Annotated in this window: 17 protein-coding genes and 1 pseudogene; 10 read left to right on the top strand and 8 right to left on the bottom strand. The window is 69.8% G+C overall.

Annotation, left to right across the window (positions count from 1 at the left end; all coding sequences use genetic code 11):
* Positions 1 to 34 precede the first annotated feature (34 nt).
* From ACFZB9_RS06415 to ACFZB9_RS06400, 4 genes are all read left to right on the top strand, one after another.
* Positions 35 to 958 (top strand): ABC transporter substrate-binding protein, encoded by a 924-nt coding sequence (locus ACFZB9_RS06415; protein ID WP_391444113.1) that lies wholly within the window; start codon positions 35 to 37, stop codon positions 956 to 958.
* Positions 959 to 1,013: 55 nt separating this feature from the next.
* Complete coding sequence (locus ACFZB9_RS06410) at positions 1,014 to 1,964, top strand: amino acid ABC transporter permease (RefSeq protein ID WP_391444111.1); 951 nt, start codon at positions 1,014 to 1,016, stop codon at positions 1,962 to 1,964.
* 53 nt (positions 1,965 to 2,017) lie between these two features.
* Positions 2,018 to 2,770 carry an amino acid ABC transporter ATP-binding protein gene (locus ACFZB9_RS06405; RefSeq protein ID WP_391444316.1) on the top strand — a complete coding sequence of 251 codons (753 nt, stop codon included), beginning with the start codon at positions 2,018 to 2,020 and terminating at the stop codon, positions 2,768 to 2,770.
* Positions 2,771 to 2,888: 118 nt separating this feature from the next.
* Complete coding sequence (locus tag ACFZB9_RS06400; RefSeq protein ID WP_391444109.1) at positions 2,889 to 3,536, top strand: CGNR zinc finger domain-containing protein; 648 nt, start codon at positions 2,889 to 2,891, stop codon at positions 3,534 to 3,536.
* Here the strand turns inward: ACFZB9_RS06400 and sodX are convergent.
* Positions 3,511 to 3,903, bottom strand: coding sequence for a nickel-type superoxide dismutase maturation protease (gene sodX, locus ACFZB9_RS06395; protein WP_391444314.1), 393 nt, complete (start codon positions 3,901 to 3,903; stop codon positions 3,511 to 3,513). The genes ACFZB9_RS06400 and sodX overlap by 26 nt on opposite strands.
* A gap of 284 nt (positions 3,904 to 4,187) precedes the next feature.
* Here sodX and sodN point away from each other — a divergent pair, with 284 nt between their 5' ends.
* From sodN to ACFZB9_RS06375, 4 genes are all read left to right on the top strand, one after another.
* Entirely contained in the window at positions 4,188 to 4,583 is a 396-nt protein-coding gene (gene sodN / locus ACFZB9_RS06390) for a superoxide dismutase, Ni (RefSeq protein WP_327068904.1), read from the top strand.
* A 128-nt stretch (positions 4,584 to 4,711) separates the two neighbouring features.
* Positions 4,712 to 5,197 carry a GNAT family N-acetyltransferase gene (locus ACFZB9_RS06385; RefSeq protein ID WP_391444107.1) on the top strand — a complete coding sequence of 162 codons (486 nt, stop codon included), beginning with the start codon at positions 4,712 to 4,714 and terminating at the stop codon, positions 5,195 to 5,197.
* 259 nt (positions 5,198 to 5,456) lie between these two features.
* On the top strand, positions 5,457 to 5,906 hold the full coding sequence (locus ACFZB9_RS06380; RefSeq protein WP_391444105.1) for an anti-sigma regulatory factor: 450 nt from the start codon (positions 5,457 to 5,459) through the stop codon (positions 5,904 to 5,906).
* 137 nt (positions 5,907 to 6,043) lie between these two features.
* Positions 6,044 to 7,198, top strand: coding sequence for a SigB/SigF/SigG family RNA polymerase sigma factor (locus tag ACFZB9_RS06375; RefSeq protein WP_391444104.1), 1,155 nt, complete (start codon positions 6,044 to 6,046; stop codon positions 7,196 to 7,198).
* A 113-nt stretch (positions 7,199 to 7,311) separates the two neighbouring features.
* Here the strand turns inward: ACFZB9_RS06375 and ACFZB9_RS06370 are convergent, their stop codons facing one another.
* Positions 7,312 to 7,719, bottom strand: coding sequence for a hypothetical protein (locus ACFZB9_RS06370; protein ID WP_391444102.1), 408 nt, complete (start codon positions 7,717 to 7,719; stop codon positions 7,312 to 7,314).
* A 51-nt stretch (positions 7,720 to 7,770) separates the two neighbouring features.
* Here ACFZB9_RS06370 and ACFZB9_RS06365 point away from each other — a divergent pair, with 51 nt between their 5' ends.
* The gene (locus tag ACFZB9_RS06365; RefSeq protein WP_391444100.1) at positions 7,771 to 8,742 is read left to right on the top strand and encodes a diacylglycerol/lipid kinase family protein; all 972 of its coding nucleotides are present in this window, start codon (positions 7,771 to 7,773) and stop codon (positions 8,740 to 8,742) included.
* Positions 8,743 to 9,127: 385 nt separating this feature from the next.
* The gene (locus tag ACFZB9_RS06360) at positions 9,128 to 9,379 is read left to right on the top strand and encodes a WhiB family transcriptional regulator (protein ID WP_014138019.1); all 252 of its coding nucleotides are present in this window, start codon (positions 9,128 to 9,130) and stop codon (positions 9,377 to 9,379) included.
* 494 nt (positions 9,380 to 9,873) lie between these two features.
* On the opposite strand, the gene ACFZB9_RS06355 is transcribed toward ACFZB9_RS06360, so the two are convergent.
* The 6 genes and pseudogenes from ACFZB9_RS06355 to ACFZB9_RS06330 form a co-directional block, all read right to left on the bottom strand.
* On the bottom strand, positions 9,874 to 11,391 hold the full coding sequence (locus tag ACFZB9_RS06355) for a sensor histidine kinase (RefSeq protein ID WP_391444099.1): 1,518 nt from the start codon (positions 11,389 to 11,391) through the stop codon (positions 9,874 to 9,876).
* A gap of 364 nt (positions 11,392 to 11,755) precedes the next feature.
* Positions 11,756 to 11,974 (bottom strand): annotated as a pseudogene (locus ACFZB9_RS06350) (glucosamine-6-phosphate deaminase); the annotation flags it as partial.
* Between the two features lie 14 nt (positions 11,975 to 11,988).
* On the bottom strand, positions 11,989 to 13,290 hold the full coding sequence (locus ACFZB9_RS06345; protein ID WP_391444098.1) for an extracellular solute-binding protein: 1,302 nt from the start codon (positions 13,288 to 13,290) through the stop codon (positions 11,989 to 11,991).
* A 265-nt stretch (positions 13,291 to 13,555) separates the two neighbouring features.
* On the bottom strand, positions 13,556 to 15,127 hold the full coding sequence (locus ACFZB9_RS06340) for a glycoside hydrolase family 3 protein (RefSeq protein WP_391444097.1): 1,572 nt from the start codon (positions 15,125 to 15,127) through the stop codon (positions 13,556 to 13,558).
* Positions 15,128 to 15,136: 9 nt separating this feature from the next.
* On the bottom strand, positions 15,137 to 15,976 hold the full coding sequence (locus ACFZB9_RS06335; protein ID WP_391444095.1) for a carbohydrate ABC transporter permease: 840 nt from the start codon (positions 15,974 to 15,976) through the stop codon (positions 15,137 to 15,139).
* Positions 15,973 to 16,974: a carbohydrate ABC transporter permease gene (locus ACFZB9_RS06330; RefSeq protein WP_391444093.1), complete on the bottom strand. Its 1,002-nt coding sequence runs from the start codon at positions 16,972 to 16,974 to the stop codon at positions 15,973 to 15,975. Before ACFZB9_RS06330 ends, ACFZB9_RS06335 begins: the two co-directional genes overlap by 4 nt.
* Positions 16,975 to 17,056 lie beyond the last annotated feature (82 nt).

Below are 17,056 nucleotides of genomic sequence, written 5' to 3'. Positions count from 1 at the left end.
CAATCCGCCCACCTCTCAGCAGGAGGCTCCCCCTATGCGCACTCGCACCCGCCGCTCCGATCTCGCCGCCTTCGGTGCCCTGCTCGTCGCGGGCACCCTGGTCGTCACCGGCTGCAGCAGCAGTAGCAGCAGCAAGAGCACCTCTCCCGGGTCCTCGGCGATCCCCACCCCCAGTGCGGTGGCCTCGCTGGCCGCGCAGCTGCCGGCCGACGTCAAGTCGAGCGGCAAGCTCGTGGTGGCCTCGGACGCCTCGTACGCGCCCAACGAGTTCAAGGACGCCGGCGGGAACATCGTCGGCATGGACGTCGACATGGCCAAGGCCGTCGCGCAGACGCTGGGCCTGACCGCCGAAGTCCAGAATGCCGACTTCACCTCGATCATTCCCGGTATCACGGCCAACAAGTACCAGCTCGGGATGAGTTCCTTCACCGACACCAAGGACCGCGAGGCCACCGTCGACATGGTGACCTACTTCTCCGCCGGCACCAGCACCGCGGTCAAGGCGGGCAACCCCTCCAAGGTCGACCCGACCGACCTGTGCGGCAAGAAGGTGGCGGTGCAGACCGGCACCACCCAGGCCGACGAGATCAAGAACGTGCTCAACCCCGCCTGCCAGAAGGCCGGCAAGCCGACCATCCCGAACGACGGCGACAAGTTCGACCTGCAGACGGACGTCACGCAGGCCCTGGTGGCCGGCCGGGACGACGTCATGCTCGCCGACTCCCCGGTGGTCGACTACGCGGTCCAGCAGACCGGCGGCCAGCTGGAGAAGATCGGCAGCACCACGGACACCGCTCCCTACGGCATCGTGGTCGCCAAGAACTCGCCACTGACCAAGGCCGTGCAGGGTGCGGTGACCTCGCTGATGGCCAACGGTGTCTACAAGGCGATCCTGACCAAGTGGGGCGTCCAGGCCGGCGCCATCGACCAGTCCGTGATCAACGGCGCCACCAGCTGACCGACACCCGACCTACTCCCCTGGGGCCACAGTGAACCAGTCCGAACAGGGGTCGGTGACCAGGAAACGGCCTGAAGACATCAAGGCCGTCCCGGTCCGCCACCCCGGCCGCTGGGCCGGAGCCGTCGTCGTCGCGGTCCTCGCGGCGATGCTGATCCACGCCCTGCTCTTCAACAAGGCCTTCCAATGGCACGTGGTCGGCCAGTACCTGTTCGACACCACCATCATGAACGGCCTGGTCACCACGCTTGAGCTGACCGCGCTCGCGATGCTGATGGGTGTGGTCGGCGGGGTCGTCCTGGCGATCATGCGGCTGTCGCCCAATCCGCTGCTGTCGGGGACCGCCTGGTTCTACATCTGGGTGTTCCGCGGTACCCCGGTGCTGGTCCAGCTGCTGTTCTGGGAGTTCATGGGCTCGCTGTGGCCCCGGCTCTCGATCGGCATCCCGTTCGGCACCGACTTCTGGTCGGAGTCCACCAACCAGCTGATCCCGGTCTTCACCGCCGCCCTGCTCGGCCTCGGCCTCAACGAGGCCGCCTACATGGCGGAGATCGTCCGCGGCGGCATCCAGTCCGTCCCGCTGGGCCAGACCGAGGCCGCGCACGCGCTCGGCATGAGCCAGGCCAGGACGATGCGGCGGATCATCCTGCCGCAGGCGATGCGGGTGATCATCCCGCCGACCGGCAACGAGACCATCTCGATGCTGAAGACCACCTCGCTGGCGTACTCGATCTCGCTGGTGGAACTGCTCGGCGCGGCCCACGACATCTACTCGCGCACCTTCCAGACCATCCCGCTGCTGATCGTGGCGAGCCTCTGGTACCTGCTGATGACCTCGATCCTCACGGTCTTCCAGTACTACATCGAACGCCACTACGCCCGGGGCGCCAACCGGGTGCTGCCCCCGACGCCGCTGCAACGGCTGCGCGGGCTGTTCCGCGGCCGTCCGGCGCGGCCCACCACCCCGGACGTGGTCCCCGGTCTCGAAGGAGGCGGTCACCTGTGAGCACCCCGACGGCCGGCGACCCGTTGAAGTCCGCCGGCTCCCTGGCCGCCCCGATGGTCAAGGCCGAACAGGTGCACAAGTCGTACGGCCTGGTCGAGGTGCTCAAGGGCATCGACCTGGAGGTGCGGCAGGGCGAGGTGTTCGTCCTGGTCGGCCCGTCCGGCTCCGGCAAGTCCACCTTCCTGCGCTGCATCAACCACCTGGAGAAGATCAACGCCGGGCGGCTCTACGTGGACGGCAGCCTGGTCGGCTACCGGCAGAAGGGCGACAAGCTCTACGAGCTGCGCGACAGCGAGGTCGCGCTGCAGCGCCGGGACATCGGCATGGTCTTCCAGCACTTCAACCTCTTCCCGCACATGACCGCGCTGGAGAACATCGTCGAGGCGCCGATGCAGGTCAAGGGCGAGTCGAAGGCGAACGCGCGGGAGCGGGCCCGGGCCCTGCTGGAGCGGGTGGGTCTGGCCGACAAGGCGGACAGCTACCCCTCCCAGCTCTCCGGCGGCCAGCAGCAGCGGGTGGCGATCGCCCGGGCGCTGGCCATGGAGCCCAAGCTGATGCTCTTCGACGAGCCCACCTCGGCGCTCGACCCCGAGCTGGTCGGCGAGGTGCTGGACGTCATGCGCGGCCTGGCCCAGGAGGGCATGACGATGATCGTGGTCACCCATGAGATGGGCTTCGCCCGCGAGGTGGGCGACGCGCTGGTCTTCATGGACGCCGGCATCGTGGTGGAGTCCGGGACCCCGCGCGAGGTGATCGGCAACCCGCGGCACGACCGCACCAAGGCATTCCTCTCCAAGGTGCTGTAGTCCAGAGTGCTCCGAGCGAAGGCGCCGTCCCGGTCGTGGTCGGCGCCTTCGTCATTTTCCGGCCAAGGTAATAGGCTTAAGGCTGGTTACCCGTTACGTTTTCTGCGGAGGATTCCCGGTGGAGCTCGCCCTGTACGCCGACTTCGCCGTTCGGTTGGTGAACAGCGAGGAACCGGACCGCGGCACCGACACGCTGGTCAGCGTGGACGCGGTGCGCGCGCTGTTCAGCAGCCCGAACTCACGCGGCGCCCAGTTGGCCGAACCCGCCGACGTACCCCGGCTGCGGTCGGTGCGGGCCCGGCTGCGCGCGGTCTTCGAGGCCGCGGCGGGCGGCGACGAGGTCGGCGGCGTCAACCTGCTGAACGCGCTGATGGTGGAGTACCCGGTCAGCCCGCTGGTCTCCGGCCACGACCACCTGGACGAGAGCGGCCGGCCGCGCTGGCACCTGCACCTGGCGGACAACGCGCCCACCGCCACCGCGACCTTCACGGCGGTGGCCTGCATGGGCCTGGCGATCCACCTGACCGAGCTGGGCGCCGACCGGCTGGGCATCTGCCAGGCCGCACCGTGCCGCAACGCCTACCTGGACACCTCGACCAACCGCTCGCGGCGCTACTGCTCGGACCGCTGTGCGACCCGGGCCAACGTGGCCGCCTACCGGGCCCGCAAGCGCCAGGAGGCCGCGGCCGCCCTGGCCGGCGGCGCGCCGGACGGACCGGCCACCGCGCCGGGCGGTGCGGCTACAGCTCCGGACGCAGGCGCCTGAAGACACCGAACCGGGCGGCCAGGCCCGGCCAGCGGCCCAGCGGCCGGGTGCAGAGCAGCCGTTCCAGCCAGCCGGCCGGGGCCAGCCAGACCGGGTTCGGCGCGATCCGCAGCAGCACCCGGCCGAGCACCAGATCGTCGGGTACCGCGCCGTACTCCCGGCTGTCGTTCTCGACGAACTGATTGTCCGACAGCAGCCACCAGCCCTTGGCCCGCAACTCGGTGGCCCGCTTGACCACCAGCAGGTCCTGCCGCAGCGGGTGGCGCACCAGCACCACCGCGCCGGGCCGCACCCGGGCTCCGTACCTGACCACCACCCGGTCGCCGTGGTACAGCGTGGGGACCATCGACGGCCCGGCCACGTCCATCAGGCCGAACGGCAGCAGCCCACCTCCCGTACGTTCCACCGGCTCTGGGTCTGCGTCAGTGTCACGTCGCCGCATCGCCGCCATCGTGCCCGCCTCCTCGTCGCACCGGCTGAGCCCGCCGCTCGTCGGCCGGGCAGCAACCAGCATCCCGCATGGACAACGCCTGCCCGATATCGACCGGTTCCGACTCCGCCTTTTGCCCTAGGCCCCCGTCCCGGCCGCGAGATCCGGTGCGCCGCGGGGTAATCTCAGCCCCGGGAAGACGATCTAAGGAAGGACTTTCCATGCTCTCTCGTCTGTTCGCCCCGCGGGTCACGGCCCACGCTCACTGCGACCTTCCGTGCGGCGTCTACGACCCCGCACAGGCCCGTATCGAGGCCGAGTCGGTGAAGGCCACTCAGGAGAAGTACCAGGCCAACGAGGACGCGCACTTCCGCGCTCGCGCCATCATCATCAAGGAGCAGCGCGCCGAGGCCGTCAAGCACCACCTCTCGGTGCTGTGGAGCGACTACTTCAAGGCCCCGCACTTCGAGAAGTACCCGCAGCTGCACCAGCTCTTCAACGACGCCCTGAAGGCCGCCTCGGCCACCAAGGCCTCGACCGACCCGGCCACCGGCCAGGCGCTGCTCGACCTGATCGCCCAGATCGACAAGATCTTCTGGGAGACCAAGCAGGCCTGATCGCCGCCCGCACCCGGCGGTCGGCACCCGGTTGCCGACCGGCCCGAAGCGGTCGCGTCAAACGATGCCCCTCACTCTCCGGAGTGAGGGGCATCGCGCGTTCGGGCGACCCCAGTACGCTCGGGGGCATGATCAGAAGCGCCGTCGTCGAGGACGTCCCCACCATCATCGAGCTGATCCGCGAACTGGCGGACTACGAGAAGGCCCTGGACCAGGCCAAGGCCACCGAGGAGCAGCTGCGCGAGGCGCTGTTCGGTGAGCAGCCGGCGGTCTTCGCACTGATCGCCGAGGACGACACGACGGGCGCGACCGTCGGCTTCGCGCTCTGGTTCCGCAACTTCTCCACCTGGACCGGGACGCACGGGATCTACCTGGAGGACCTCTACGTGCGCCCGAGCGCACGCGGGGGCGGGCACGGCAAGGCCCTGCTCACCGAGCTCGCCAGGACCGCCGTGGAGCGCGGCTGCAGCCGCCTGGAGTGGTCGGTGCTGGACTGGAACGAGCCCTCGATCGGTTTCTACAAGGCGCTCGGCGCCCAGCCGATGGACGAGTGGACGGTTTTCCGGCTCACCGGACCGGCGTTGCGCGAGCTGGGTGCCCCCGGCCCGTCCTGACCTTTCGGCGGCCCGAATTCCGTCAGCGCAGATGAAAACCCGCAGCCCGCGGGGTGAATCCGGTCCAGGGTCGCGACATCCATCGGCCGATCGCGGTAACGTCTCGGCGGACGGCCCGCGTCCGGCGCCGCCCTGTTGGGTAGGACTGGGACGTACCGCACCACCCCTCAAGACAGTTGGGGCGAAGCAGTTGAGCCAAGCAACAGAACGTGCCGCGGCCCTCGGGTCACCAGCACAGCGCGTCACCCAGGAGGTGAGGGTGTCCCAGACCGACGGCGATCCCGGGAGCCCGGACGACCGGGCAGGCCAGTCCGCCGAGGCGGCAAAGGACTTCGTGGAGGTACGGCTGCCCGCCCAGGGTGCCTACCTCTCGGTCCTGCGCACGGCCACGGCCGGTCTCGCGGCCCGCCTGGACTTCACCCTCGACGAGATCGAGGACCTACGGATCGCGGTGGACGAGGCCTGCGCCATCCTGCTCCAGCAGGCGGTGCCGGGTTCGGTGCTCACCTGCGAGTTCCGACTGGTCGGCGACGCACTGAGAGTGACCGTCTCGGCACCGACCACCGACGGCCGGGCACCCGAGCGGGACACCTTCGCCTGGACGGTGCTCTCCGCACTGGCCGGCGAGGTGGAGTCCTCGGTGGCCGAGGACCGCACGGTCAGCATCAGCCTGCACAAGAAGCGCGGCGGGACCATCATCCAGCCGTGAGCCGGCCTCCCGGCCGCGCCACGGCCCCTTCCGGAGCGGACTCGTTCCCGCTCCGGAGCCCGGTCGCGGTACAACCAATGTGATGGCCCGGCCGCGCCGGCGGCCCGGGCGCTCCCGGAACGGAACGGGGGATCGCCGTGAGTGATCTGGATCGCAACTCTGCCGCCGGAGCGCGGCCCGTGGACGGCCTGCCCACCGAAGCGGTACCGGGCCACGGGCCGGCCGATGGCGCAACCGTGCCCGCGAGCGGCCTCGCCGGCCCACGCCGCCGTACCGTGCCCGCACCCGCCGCCGCCACCCACGACGCGTACTCGAAGGACTCCCAGCGGATGAGCCAACCGACCGACCCGATGCCGGAGCCGACGGCGCCCAGCCGCCCGACGGCCGAGGGCGAGGACCTCAGCGGGGACGCCCCCAGTGGGGACACACCCGGCCGGGCGGCGGTCGAGGGGGAGCCCGCGAGCGAGGTCGAGCAGGAGCTGACCGAGGTGGTCCAGGCCTCGCTGCCCGCCCAGGTGGTCGGGCACCGCACGGCCGCCCCGGACCGGGAGGCCGCCCGGGCGCTGTTCGTGCGGCTGGCCGCGCTGCCCGAGGGCTCGACCGAGCGGGTCGAGCTGCGCAACCAGCTGGTCCGGATGCACATCCCGCTGGTCGAACACCTGGCCCGGCGGTTCCGCAACCGCGGCGAGCCGCTGGACGACCTGACCCAGGTGGCCACCATCGGGCTGATCAAGTCGGTGGACCGGTTCGACCACGAGCGCGGGGTGGAGTTCTCCACCTACGCCACCCCGACCATCGTGGGCGAGATCAAGCGGCACTTCCGGGACAAGGGCTGGGCGGTGCGGGTGCCGCGCCGGCTGCAGGAGCTGCGGCTCTCGCTGACCACCGCGACCAGCGAGCTCTCCCAGCGGCACGGCCGCTCCCCCACCGTGCACGAGCTGGCCGAACACCTCGGCATCTCCGAGGAGGACGTGCTGGAGGGCCTGGAGTCGGCCAACGCCTACTCCACGCTCTCGCTCGACGTGCCGGACAGCGACGACGAGTCGCCGGCCGTGGCCGACACCCTGGGCGCCACCGACGAGGCCCTGGAAGGGGTGGAGTACCGCGAGTCGCTCAAGCCGCTGCTGGCCCAACTGCCGCAGCGCGAGCAGAAGATCCTGGTGCTCCGGTTCTTCCGGAACATGACGCAGTCGCAGATCGCCGCCGAGGTGGGGATCTCGCAGATGCACGTGTCGCGGCTGCTCGCCCGCACCCTGGCCCAGCTGCGGGACAAGCTGCTGGTCGAGGAGTGAGCGGCGCAGCGCGCTGAACGGACGGAGCCGGGCCCGTGGGCCCGGCTCCGTCCGTTCAGGGTCGCGTTCAGGGCCGGTGGGCTCCTCGGCCCTGGGCCGGCTCAGTCCTCGGCTCAGTCCTCGGCGCGGTACAGCACGGCGGTGACCGTCGGGTTGAGCAGCATGACCAGGCCGGCCACGCCCGCCAGGCCCACCAGCGCGCCCAGGCCCGCCATCATGCCGCCGCTCTGGCACATGTAGTACGCCACCGGCAGGCAGGTGGTGTGGGTCAGCACCGCCGGGCTGCGGCCCCAGCGGCGCAGCCGCAGCAGCGCCTGGGCGGCCAGCAGCGGCAGCAGCCCGAGCAGCAGGATCACCACCCCGCCGTACTCGACCAGGCCCTGGTTCCTGGTGTTCTCGACCAGGCCGGCCACGATCATGTAGCCGCCCCAGCCGGTCAGTGCGGCGCCCTCGACGGCGGTCAGCGCCACGGCGGCGATGAGCTTGGCGGGACGGGCGGCGGTGGAGGTCTCTGCGGTCACTCCAGCAGGGTAGCCGCCACCGCGGCGCCGCCGAGCCGTAGGCTGATCCTCATGCGCGCGCTCCTGGTCGTGAATCCGAAAGCCACCACCACCAGTGGTCGAACCAGGGATGTCCTGACCCACGCGCTGCGCAGTGATCTCAAGCTGGAGGTCGCGGTCACCGACCGCCGGGGCCACGCCCGTGAGCTGGCCCGGGACGCGGCGGCGGACGGCACCGTGGACCTGGTGGTCGCGCTCGGCGGGGACGGCACGGTCAACGAGGTCGTCAACGGACTGCTCGCGCACGGCCCCTCCGATCGGGTGCCACGGCTGGCCGTGGTGCCCGGTGGCAGCACCAATGTCTTCGCCCGCGCGCTCGGACTGCCCAACCATCCGGTGGAGGCCACCGGGGTGCTGCTGGACGCGCTGGAGAACCGCCGGGAACGGGCGATCTCGCTGGGCAAGGCGATGACGGAGGGGCTGCCGGACCGCTGGTTCACCTTCACCGCGGGGCTCGGCTTCGACGCCGGCGTGGTCGGCCGGGTCGAGGAGCAGCGCCGTTCGGGGCGAAAGTCCACGCACGCGCTCTACATCAGGGAAGCGCTCCGGCACTATGTCACCGAGCGTGAACACCGCAGGTCAGGCCCGGTGACTCTGGAACTCCCGGGCCGTGCACCGCAGCCGGGACTGGTGATGACCATAGTTTCGAACACCTCACCGTGGACTTTTCTCGGTAATCGCCCGGTGCTGCCCTCTCCCGCGGCTTCGTTCGAGACCGACCTTGATGTCTTCGGCATCACTCGAATGACGGCGTTCGGAACCGCTCGTACGGTCCGTCAGATTCTGCGGCCGCACACTCCTTCGGAGCAATCCCAGAAGGGTGTTGGACCTTCCGGGAAGCACGTTGTCTCTTATCACGACGTCAGACACTTCACCTTGGTTTCCCAGGAACCGGCCCCATTTCAGGTCGATGGGGACCACCTTGGTGAGAGGAGTCGCGTCAGTTTCACAGGCGTACGACGGGCACTGCGTGTGATTGTGTGACCAGAAGGGGGTCCCGCCCTTCTTCTCGAACGCGCTAGCCCCCTTCACCCCATAGAAGTACGGCCTGTGAGGTAGGCGACACCGAAGAATCAAAAATTCCTCCTCGAAGGGGGTTGTATCCAGGCCCGAGGTTTGCGAACCTCTACATGGCGAACGGGACGCCTCGCAGCGGGACAAGCGAGACGGCCCCACCGAGCACCCCCTGGCACCTGTGGCTGCCTGGAGCCCTCGGGTTTCGCCCGAACCCCCCTCTGCACAGACACCCCGGGCCGTGAAGGCCTTTGGTCCCTTTTGCCGTTGCGGGATTCGTGAAAGCGTTCACATTCACAAGCCATCGATTGTGTCGGCCGGGCCACCGCCTGGCGACCGGAGGAGTTGGACGACCATGGACTGGCGCCACCGCGCTGTCTGCCGCGAAGAGGACCCGGAGCTGTTCTTCCCGATCGGGAACACCGGTCCTGCTCTGCTGCAGATCGAGGAAGCCAAGGCCGTGTGCCGCCGCTGTCCCGTCATGGAGCAGTGTCTGCAGTGGGCTCTGGAGACCGGCCAGGATGCCGGCGTCTGGGGCGGTATGAGCGAGGACGAGCGTCGTGCGATGAAGCGCCGCGCAGCCCGCAACCGCGCCCGCACCGCCTGAGCGAGTGCCTCGCGCACCGCATCTGAAGTACCGATCCACTGAAGTACCGATCAACACATGATCACAGGCTTCGACCGCCACTCCGTCGAAGCCTTCCGCAGGAGCCGTCACCCACGGGGCAGCCGACCAGGCCGTGACCGGCGTGGCGACCCCGACACTTCGGCACAGCTCGGTCCGGACACTTGATACTGTTCACTCAGAGCAATATCGTGGACCTGGGACGCTCACCGTACGCAATATGACGCGATGGGCAGCCCGGCAGTGACCGCCGCCCATGCCGACGGTGTCACGCACCAACAGAGCCCCCGTTCCGACCGACTCCCCCCGACGGCCGGAACGGGTTGAGAGGCCCTGTCGACCCTCCCCCCCCGGTCGGCAGGGCCTCGTTTCTTCTGCTTCCCGCTGCCCCGGGCTCTCCCGTCGGCCGTCGATGCGCCGTCGATCTGCCGTACCGCGCACCGGAGTTGACGCAGTACGGCTTACCGCTGAACCGCTTATCGCACCGGGATCTCCAGCACCACCTTGGTGCCGCCGTCCGGCGCCGCGACCATGTCGAAGGTGCCGCCCAGCTCGCCGGTCGCCAGCGTCCGCACGATCTGCAGCCCGAGGTTGCCGCCCTGCTGCGGGTCGAAGCCCTCCGGCATGCCGCTGCCGTCGTCCTGCACGGTGATCAGCAGGTACTCCTCCGGCTTCGAGCCGCCGGTCCAACTGTCCGACCAGCCCTTGCCGTTGACCGGCGCCCGGCCGCGCAGCGCGGTGACGAAGACGCTGCCGGTCGCCTTGTCCCCGAAAGCGTGTTCCAGCGCGTTCTGCAGCAGCTCGGTGAGGACCATCGCCAGCGGGGTGGCCACCTCCGCCGACAGGATGCCGAAGCTGCCGCTGCGCCTGGTGGTCACCTGGCCGTCCTGGGACAGCTCCATCACCATCGCCAGCACCCGGTCCGCGATCTCGTCGAAGGCCACCTGCTCGTCCAGCGTCTGGGAGAGCGTCTCGTGCACGATGGCGATCGAGCCGACCCGGCGCACGGCCTCGTCCAGCGCGGCCCGCCCTGCCTCCGAGTCCATCCGGCGGGACTGCAGGCGCAGCAGTGCGGCCACGGTCTGCAGGTTGTTCTTCACCCGGTGGTGGATCTCCCGGATGGTGGCGTCCTTGGTCATCAGCTCCCGCTCGCGGCGGCGCAGCTCGGTGACGTCGCGGGCCAGCACCAGCGAGCCGGTGTGCACGCCCTTGGGCTTGAGCGGGATCGCACGCAGCGTCACCACGCCCCCCTGCGCCTCCACCTCGGACTGGCGCGGTGCCCACCCGCTGGCGAGCTTCACCAGCGCCTCGTGCACCGCGCCGCGCGACGGGGGCGCCAACTCGGCGGTCGTGCGCCCCAGGTGACCGCCCACCAGATCGGTGGTCAGGCCCAGGCGGTGGTAGGCGGAGAGCGCGTTGGGGCTGGCGTAGGTGACGATGCCGTCGGCGTCCAGCCGGATCAGACCGTCGCCGACCCGGGGGGCCGCGTCCATGTCGACCTGCTCGCCGGCGTAGGGAAACGTTCCGGCAGCGATCATCTGGGCCAGGTCGGAGGCGCTCTGCAGGTAGGTGAGCTCCAGCCGGCTGGGGGTGCGCACGGTCAGCAGGTTGGTGTTGCGGGCGATCACCCCGAGCACCCGGCCCTCGCGCCGCACCGGGATCGACTCGACCCGCACCGGCACCTCCTCGCGCCACTCCGGGTCGCCCTCGCGCACGATCCGGCCCTCGTCGAAGGCGGCGTCCAGCAGGGGACGGCGCCCGCGCGGGACCAGGTGGCCGACCATGTCGTCCTGGTAGGAGGTCGGGCCGGTGTTGGGCCGCATCTGGGCCACCGAGACGTACCGGATGCCGTCCCAGGTGGGGATCCACAGCACCAGATCGGCGAAGGAGAGGTCGGAGAGCAGCTGCCACTCCGAGACCAGCAGGTGGAGCCACTCCACATCGGCACCGGTGAGGGTGGTGTGGCGGCGGACGAGTTCGTTCAACGAGGGCACACCGCGAGGGTAGCCCGCGGGCCGCGGGGGCGGCCGGTCGAGGCGGGCGGGCAGCGGCGGCGGCAGCGGCGGTCGGTGATGATCAACGATGGCCCGGGAGTTGTCCAGACCAATTATGGGAGTCTCCTGGACAACCCAGATTGGTCTAGTCCACAATGGAGGAGCACCAAGGAGTGGCCCCCGCGCAATCTGCCCTGACCGCGCGCGGCCGCTCCTCGGTCGGCCGCCGCGATGCCAGGACCCCGCACAGTCCGGGCGCCGCACCAGGCGGCCGACGACAGCTCCGGGCTACGGTGCCGCACAGGCTGAGGGTCCTGTGTCGGCGCCGTGGCCCGTAGTGCTTTCCAGGCCGGCCCGGCCAGTGGGTCTCGGTGACCTTGGCGAGCGCCCTCGGGGCGTCCGGGTCCTGGCCGCGGGCGATGGTGACCTCGTAGGCCAGCTGCTGGAGCGGCAGGATCTCCAGGATCGGCTGCAGCTCCTCGGGCACCCCGGCCGGCACGATCGCGATCACCCGCGAGACGCTGTCCACCATCGCCGGCGGCCCGTGCAGCGGGTCGGCGCCGGAGAACGGGGTGGCGGTGACGGACAGTGCTGATGCTAGGACGGGTTGTTGATCAACTGGTTGATCTGCGCGTCGGCCGCCTTGGTCGCCTGGTCCACCGACTGGCCGCCGAGGATCGCGGTGAGCATGTCGCCCAGCACGTTCTTCTTCTCCACCGCGCCCCAGCCCGGGGCCACCGGGGTGAACCAGGCGTCGGGCACCGAGTTGGCCGCCGCCGCGGTCTGCGGCTTGTAGCGCAGCGGGTCGAGCTGGGTCAGGTTGTTCGGCAGGATGTTCTTGCTCGCCAGCAGCGCCTCGGACCTGGCACTGGTGAAGAGCTTCACCCAGGCCGTGGCCAGGCCGCTCACCTGGGTCCTGGCGGTGATCGCCAGGTCGGAGCCGCCGATGAAGCTGGGCAGCGGCTTGCCGTTCGGGCCGGGGAAGGCGGCCACCTTGAGCGAGTCCTTGAGCGTGGGGTCGCCGCCGGGCGGCGTGGCCGCACCGGCCGCCTCCCAGGAGTTGCCGTAGATCGCCGCGGTCTGCTGCTTGCCGAGCACATCGGACTGGTGCAGCTCATTGACCGTCAGATCGCCGTGGTTGTACCGCTTCACCAGGTCGATGAAGTGCGAGATGCCCTGCTGGGACTTCGGGTCCTCCAGGGTGCCGTGCCAGGTGCCGGTGGAGTCGAAGCGGGCGATCGTGCCGCCGTACGCGGCGACGTAGGACATCGCGGCGTACCAGTAGGGGCCGGGCAGGTAGAGCGGCGAGAAGGACCTGTCGCCCTTGTGGGCCGCCTGGAGCTTGTCGAGGGCCGCCGTCAGGTCGTCCTCGGTCTTGGGGAAGTCCGCGCTGCCGGTGGCCTGCTGGAACATCGCGGAGTTGTAGACGCCGACCCGGGCGCCCGCGTAGTAGGGCACGCAGAAGAGCTTGTCGTTGTATGTACAGGTGTTTTCGAGGCCGCGGATCCAGCTGTCCGAGTTCTCGAAGTCGCCCTTGTTCACCTGGGCCAGCGAGCCGTTCAGGATGTACTTCATGGTCTCGGTGTTGCCCAGTTCGACCACGTCCGGCGCCTTGCCCGAACCGAGCACGGCGTCCAGGTTGTTCACCTTGTCCGCCCAGGTCTGGTAGCTCAGCTTGAGGGTGACGTTCGGGTACTGGGCGCCGAACTCGTCGTTGACCTGCTGCACCAGGTCCGGCCAGCTGGTCTGCGCGTCGTTCATCAGCCAGACGGTCAGGGTGCCGGTGGCCGCCTTGGGGTCCGCGGACTGCCTGGCCCTGGGACCCCCGCTGGTACCGCAGCCGGCCGCGCTCGCGAGGAGCACGGTCACAACGGACGCGGTGATGAACTGACGCTTCACGCGATCCTCCTGGAAATGGTCCGCCGCCATTGGTCCGGACCAGATTTCTGGAGCCTGGCCCAGACCAATCCGGCTGTCAATGCTCTCCAGCGATCTCCCGGCGCTCCGTTGTGAATCCGTGTCTTAATCCTTGCTTAATGCATGACAATTGATGGTCGTTCAGTTGGCCACCCCTCCGGCCGGGTGGCGGCAAAAACGACAATGGGGCCCCGCGAAGGAATAATTCCTCCACGGGGCCCCATTGTTGAGCGGCGGTCAGAGAGTCTCAGGAGCGCGCCGTCGGCTGGCCGGTGAGCACCTCCACGGCGGCCAGACCGCAGACCCGGGCGGCGCCGTGGGTGGCGATGTGCAGCGCGCCGACCGGCGCGGCCTGCGGCACCCCCATCTCCACCACCAGGGCGTCCGGACGGGCGGCCAGCAGCTGGTGCACCACGGCGGCCATCCACTCGTGCCGGTGCAGGTCGCGGACGACCAGCACCAGGCGGCGCCCGTCGGCCTCACCCAGCACCCGGGCGACCAGCGTGTCCAGCTGCCCGTCCGCCGCGTCGGCGGGGCCGACGCTCAGCGCGCGGGTGCCCGGGAAGCGCTCGGCCAGCATGCCGGCCACGCCCCACGGAGTCTCGTCGCCCACCGCGATGTTGGCCTCGGGCGAGAAGGAGGCCACGTACGGACGGTCCGTCACCGGCATGAACGGCTGCGCCGGGTCGGCGGTCACCAGCAGCGCCCGGCGGGCGGCCCGCAGGCCGATCGACAGGTCCGGCTCGGTGGGCGCGGCCTGCGCTGCCTTTCCGTACCGGGCAAGTCGCGTCCAGCTGCCCAGCGAGCGCACCCGCGCGGCGGCGTCGGCCAGCCGCTCCTCGGGGAGCCGGCCCGAACGGACCGCCTCCACGATCGCGTCCCGCAGCCGCAGCACGGTCTCCTCGTCGCAGAGCCCGCCGCCCACGCAGATCGCGTCGGCGCCGGCGGCCAGCGCCAGCACCGTGCCGTCCGCGATGCCGTAGGTGTTGGCGATCGCGCCCATCTCGATGGCGTCGGTGACGATCAGGCCCTCGTAGCCGAGCCCGCCGTCCTCCGGACGGCCGCGCAGCAGCCCGCCCAGCACGGCACGGCTGAGCGTGGCCGGCCAGATGGGGTCGACCGCCGGGAGCATGATGTGCGCGCTCATCAGGGCCTTGGCACCGGCCTCGACGGCGGCCCGGAACGGCACCAGGTCGCGCGAGCGCAGCAGGTCCTCGTCCACGCCGATCATCGGCAGGCCGTGGTGCGAGTCGATGGCCGTGTCGCCGTGGCCGGGGAAGTGCTTGGCGCAGGCGGCAACGCCCGCCGACTGCAGGCCCTCGACCCAGGCGGCGGTGTGCCGGGCGCACAGCTCGGGGTCGGCGCCGAAGGAGCGCACCCCGATGATCGGGTTGCCCGGGTTGGAGTTGACGTCCGCCGAGGGCGCCCAGTTGTAGTTGATGCCGCAGGCGGCCAGCGCCCGGCCCAGCTCGCGGGCCACGTCGCGGGTCAGCGCCGGGTCGTCGATCTCGCCGAGGGCCAGGTTGCCCGGCCAGGAGGAGCCGTTGCCCACCTCCAGGCGGGTGACGTCGCCGCCCTCCTCGTCGATCGCGATCAGCAGGTCGGGGTTCTCCTGGCGCAACTGGGCGGTGAGCGCCGCCAGCTGGGCCTGGTCGGTCACATTGCGCCCGAAGAGGGCCACCGAGCCGAGGCCGGCCGCCAGGTGGCGGCGGACCCACTCGGGCGGGGCGGTGGTGCCCTCGAAGCCGGGCTGCAGGACGGTCATCGCGTCGCGGTGCAGCTGGTCGCTGTCCGGGATGCTCGGGATGAGGATGCTCATGGCGGCCGATCAGCCCTTCACTGCGCCGGCGGTCATCCCGCCGACAGCCTTGCGTTGGAGGAACAGGAAAATGACCAGGACCGGGATGGCGAACAGGGTGGAGGCGGCCATCGTGGCGCCCCAGTCGTCGCCGAAGACGCTCTGGAAGGAGGTCAGCCAGAGCGGCAGGGTCTGCGCGGTGCCGGGGCCGGTGGACTTTTCGAGGATCAGCGCGAGCGGCAGCTCGTTCCAGGCGGTGATGAAGCCGAACAGCGAGGTCGACATCAGGCCCGGGGCGAGCAGCGGGAAGACCACCTTCACGAAGGCCTGGAAGCGGGTGCAGCCGTCCACCATCGCCGACTCCTCCAGCTCCTTGGGCACCGCGGCGATGAAACCGCGCAGCGTCCAGATCGTGAAGGGCAGCACCATCATCATGTAGAAGAGGGTCAGCGGGAGCAGGTTGTCGAGCATGCCCTGGTCACGGACGATCAGGTACGCCGAGATCGTCATGACCTCCCAGGGCGCCATCTGCGCCAGCATGATCACCAGGACGAAGGCCTTGCGGCCGCGGAACTTCATCCGGGCGACGGCGAAGGCGGCGAGGGTGGCGATCACCAGCGAGGCCAGCACCGCGACGATCGTCACGGTGAAGCTGTTGCCGACCATCTCCCAGAACTGCGCGGCGCCGGTGGCGGCCTTGAAGTGGTCCAGCGTGCCGCTCAGCGGTATGAAGACCGGGGTCTTGCTGATGATGTCGTTGTTCTGCTTGAAGGCCGTACTGAGCATCCAGTAGACCGGGAAGGCGAAGAAGACGAAGAGGACGGCCGCGATGATGTTCGGCCAGCTCCGTCCGAGCAGAGAGCGCCTCACAGTTCGTCCTCCTGCTTCAGAATGATCCGGAAGTAGTACGCCATCATCACGCCGAGCATCAGGATGGTCAGCACCGCGATGGTCGCGGCGATGCCGTAGTGCTGGTTGCCGGTGCCCTGGATGTAGGCGTAGAGCGGCAGCGTCGCGGTGAGGCCGCCGGGTCCGCCCGCGTTGATGGCGAGCACCTGGGTGAAGGCCTTGAAGACCCAGATGACCTCAAGGAACGTGGTGCTCAGGAAGAACGGCTTGAGGCTGGGGTAGACCACGCACTGGAAGATCTTCCACGGGCCGGCGCCGTCCATCCGGGCCGCCTCGTAGAGCTCGGACGGGATGGTGGTCAGTCCGGCGTACATGTTGAAGGCGACGAACGGGATCGAGCCCCAGACGATCAGCAGGATGATCACGAAGAACGTGCCGGTCTGCGTGCTGTACCAGTTGTAGTCGGCCATGCTGTGCCAGCCCAGCTTGTCCAGCAGCCAGTTGACCACGCCGAAGCGGGAGTCGAAGAGCCAGCTGAAGACGGTGGCGCTGGCCACGATCGGCATCGCCCAGGCGAGGATGAGGCCGGCCTGGAGCAGGATCCGCATCTTCTTGCCGAGCCGGTTGAGCAGCATGCCGACCAGCGTGCCGCCGACCATGATCGCCACGACGTTGATCAGGGTGAAGACGACCGAACGGCCGGTGGTGTGCCAGAAGTCGGGATCGGTCAGCTGGTCCTTGTAGTTGTCGAACCCGTTCCACTCGGTCAGGTGGAGGATCAGCTGACGCTTGTTCAGGTTCTGGAAGGACAGCTCGAAGGTCTTGACCAGCGGCCAGCCGAGCAGGGCCAGGGTGGCCACGATGGCGGGCAGGAGCAGCAGGTAGGGGGTACTGCGCGCCAGCAGGGTCGGACCGACCGGCGGTCTGACCCTGCCCGCGACGACATCGGCCGAGATGCTCCCGGCACCGTTGCCCGGCTCCGGGGATCGAGTGGGCACCCGCTCCGATTGCACAGCCATCGTTCTCTCTTCCTCACACCTGGCCGGACAAGTGGCCATACAGACAGGGCGGCGGCGCCGCCCACCCGCCTCCGTGGGGAAG

It is taken from the genome of Kitasatospora sp. NPDC008050, assembly GCF_042957465.1.
Classification (GTDB): domain Bacteria; phylum Actinomycetota; class Actinomycetes; order Streptomycetales; family Streptomycetaceae; genus Kitasatospora.
Note: the sequence above shows the minus strand (reverse complement) of the source record. Positions and strands in the feature narration are given on the sequence as shown.

Excerpts from the sequence above, each read along its gene's own strand:
- ACFZB9_RS06415 (WP_391444113.1), top strand. The coding sequence starts at position 35 with ATGCGCACTCGCACCCGCCGCTCCGATCTCGCCGCCTTCGGTGCCCTG.
- ACFZB9_RS06405 (WP_391444316.1), top strand. The coding sequence starts at position 2,018 with ATGGTCAAGGCCGAACAGGTGCACAAGTCGTACGGCCTGGTCGAGGTG.
- sodX (WP_391444314.1), bottom strand. The coding sequence starts at position 3,903 with ATGGACGTGGCCGGGCCGTCGATGGTCCCCACGCTGTACCACGGCGAC.
- sodN (WP_327068904.1), top strand. The coding sequence starts at position 4,188 with ATGCTCTCTCGTCTGTTCGCCCCGCGGGTCACGGCCCACGCTCACTGC.
- ACFZB9_RS06385 (WP_391444107.1), top strand. The coding sequence starts at position 4,712 with ATGATCAGAAGCGCCGTCGTCGAGGACGTCCCCACCATCATCGAGCTG.
- ACFZB9_RS06365 (WP_391444100.1), top strand. The coding sequence starts at position 7,771 with ATGCGCGCGCTCCTGGTCGTGAATCCGAAAGCCACCACCACCAGTGGT.
- ACFZB9_RS06360 (WP_014138019.1), top strand. The coding sequence starts at position 9,128 with ATGGACTGGCGCCACCGCGCTGTCTGCCGCGAAGAGGACCCGGAGCTG.
- ACFZB9_RS06340 (WP_391444097.1), bottom strand. The coding sequence starts at position 15,127 with ATGAGCATCCTCATCCCGAGCATCCCGGACAGCGACCAGCTGCACCGC.
- ACFZB9_RS06330 (WP_391444093.1), bottom strand. The coding sequence starts at position 16,974 with ATGGCTGTGCAATCGGAGCGGGTGCCCACTCGATCCCCGGAGCCGGGC.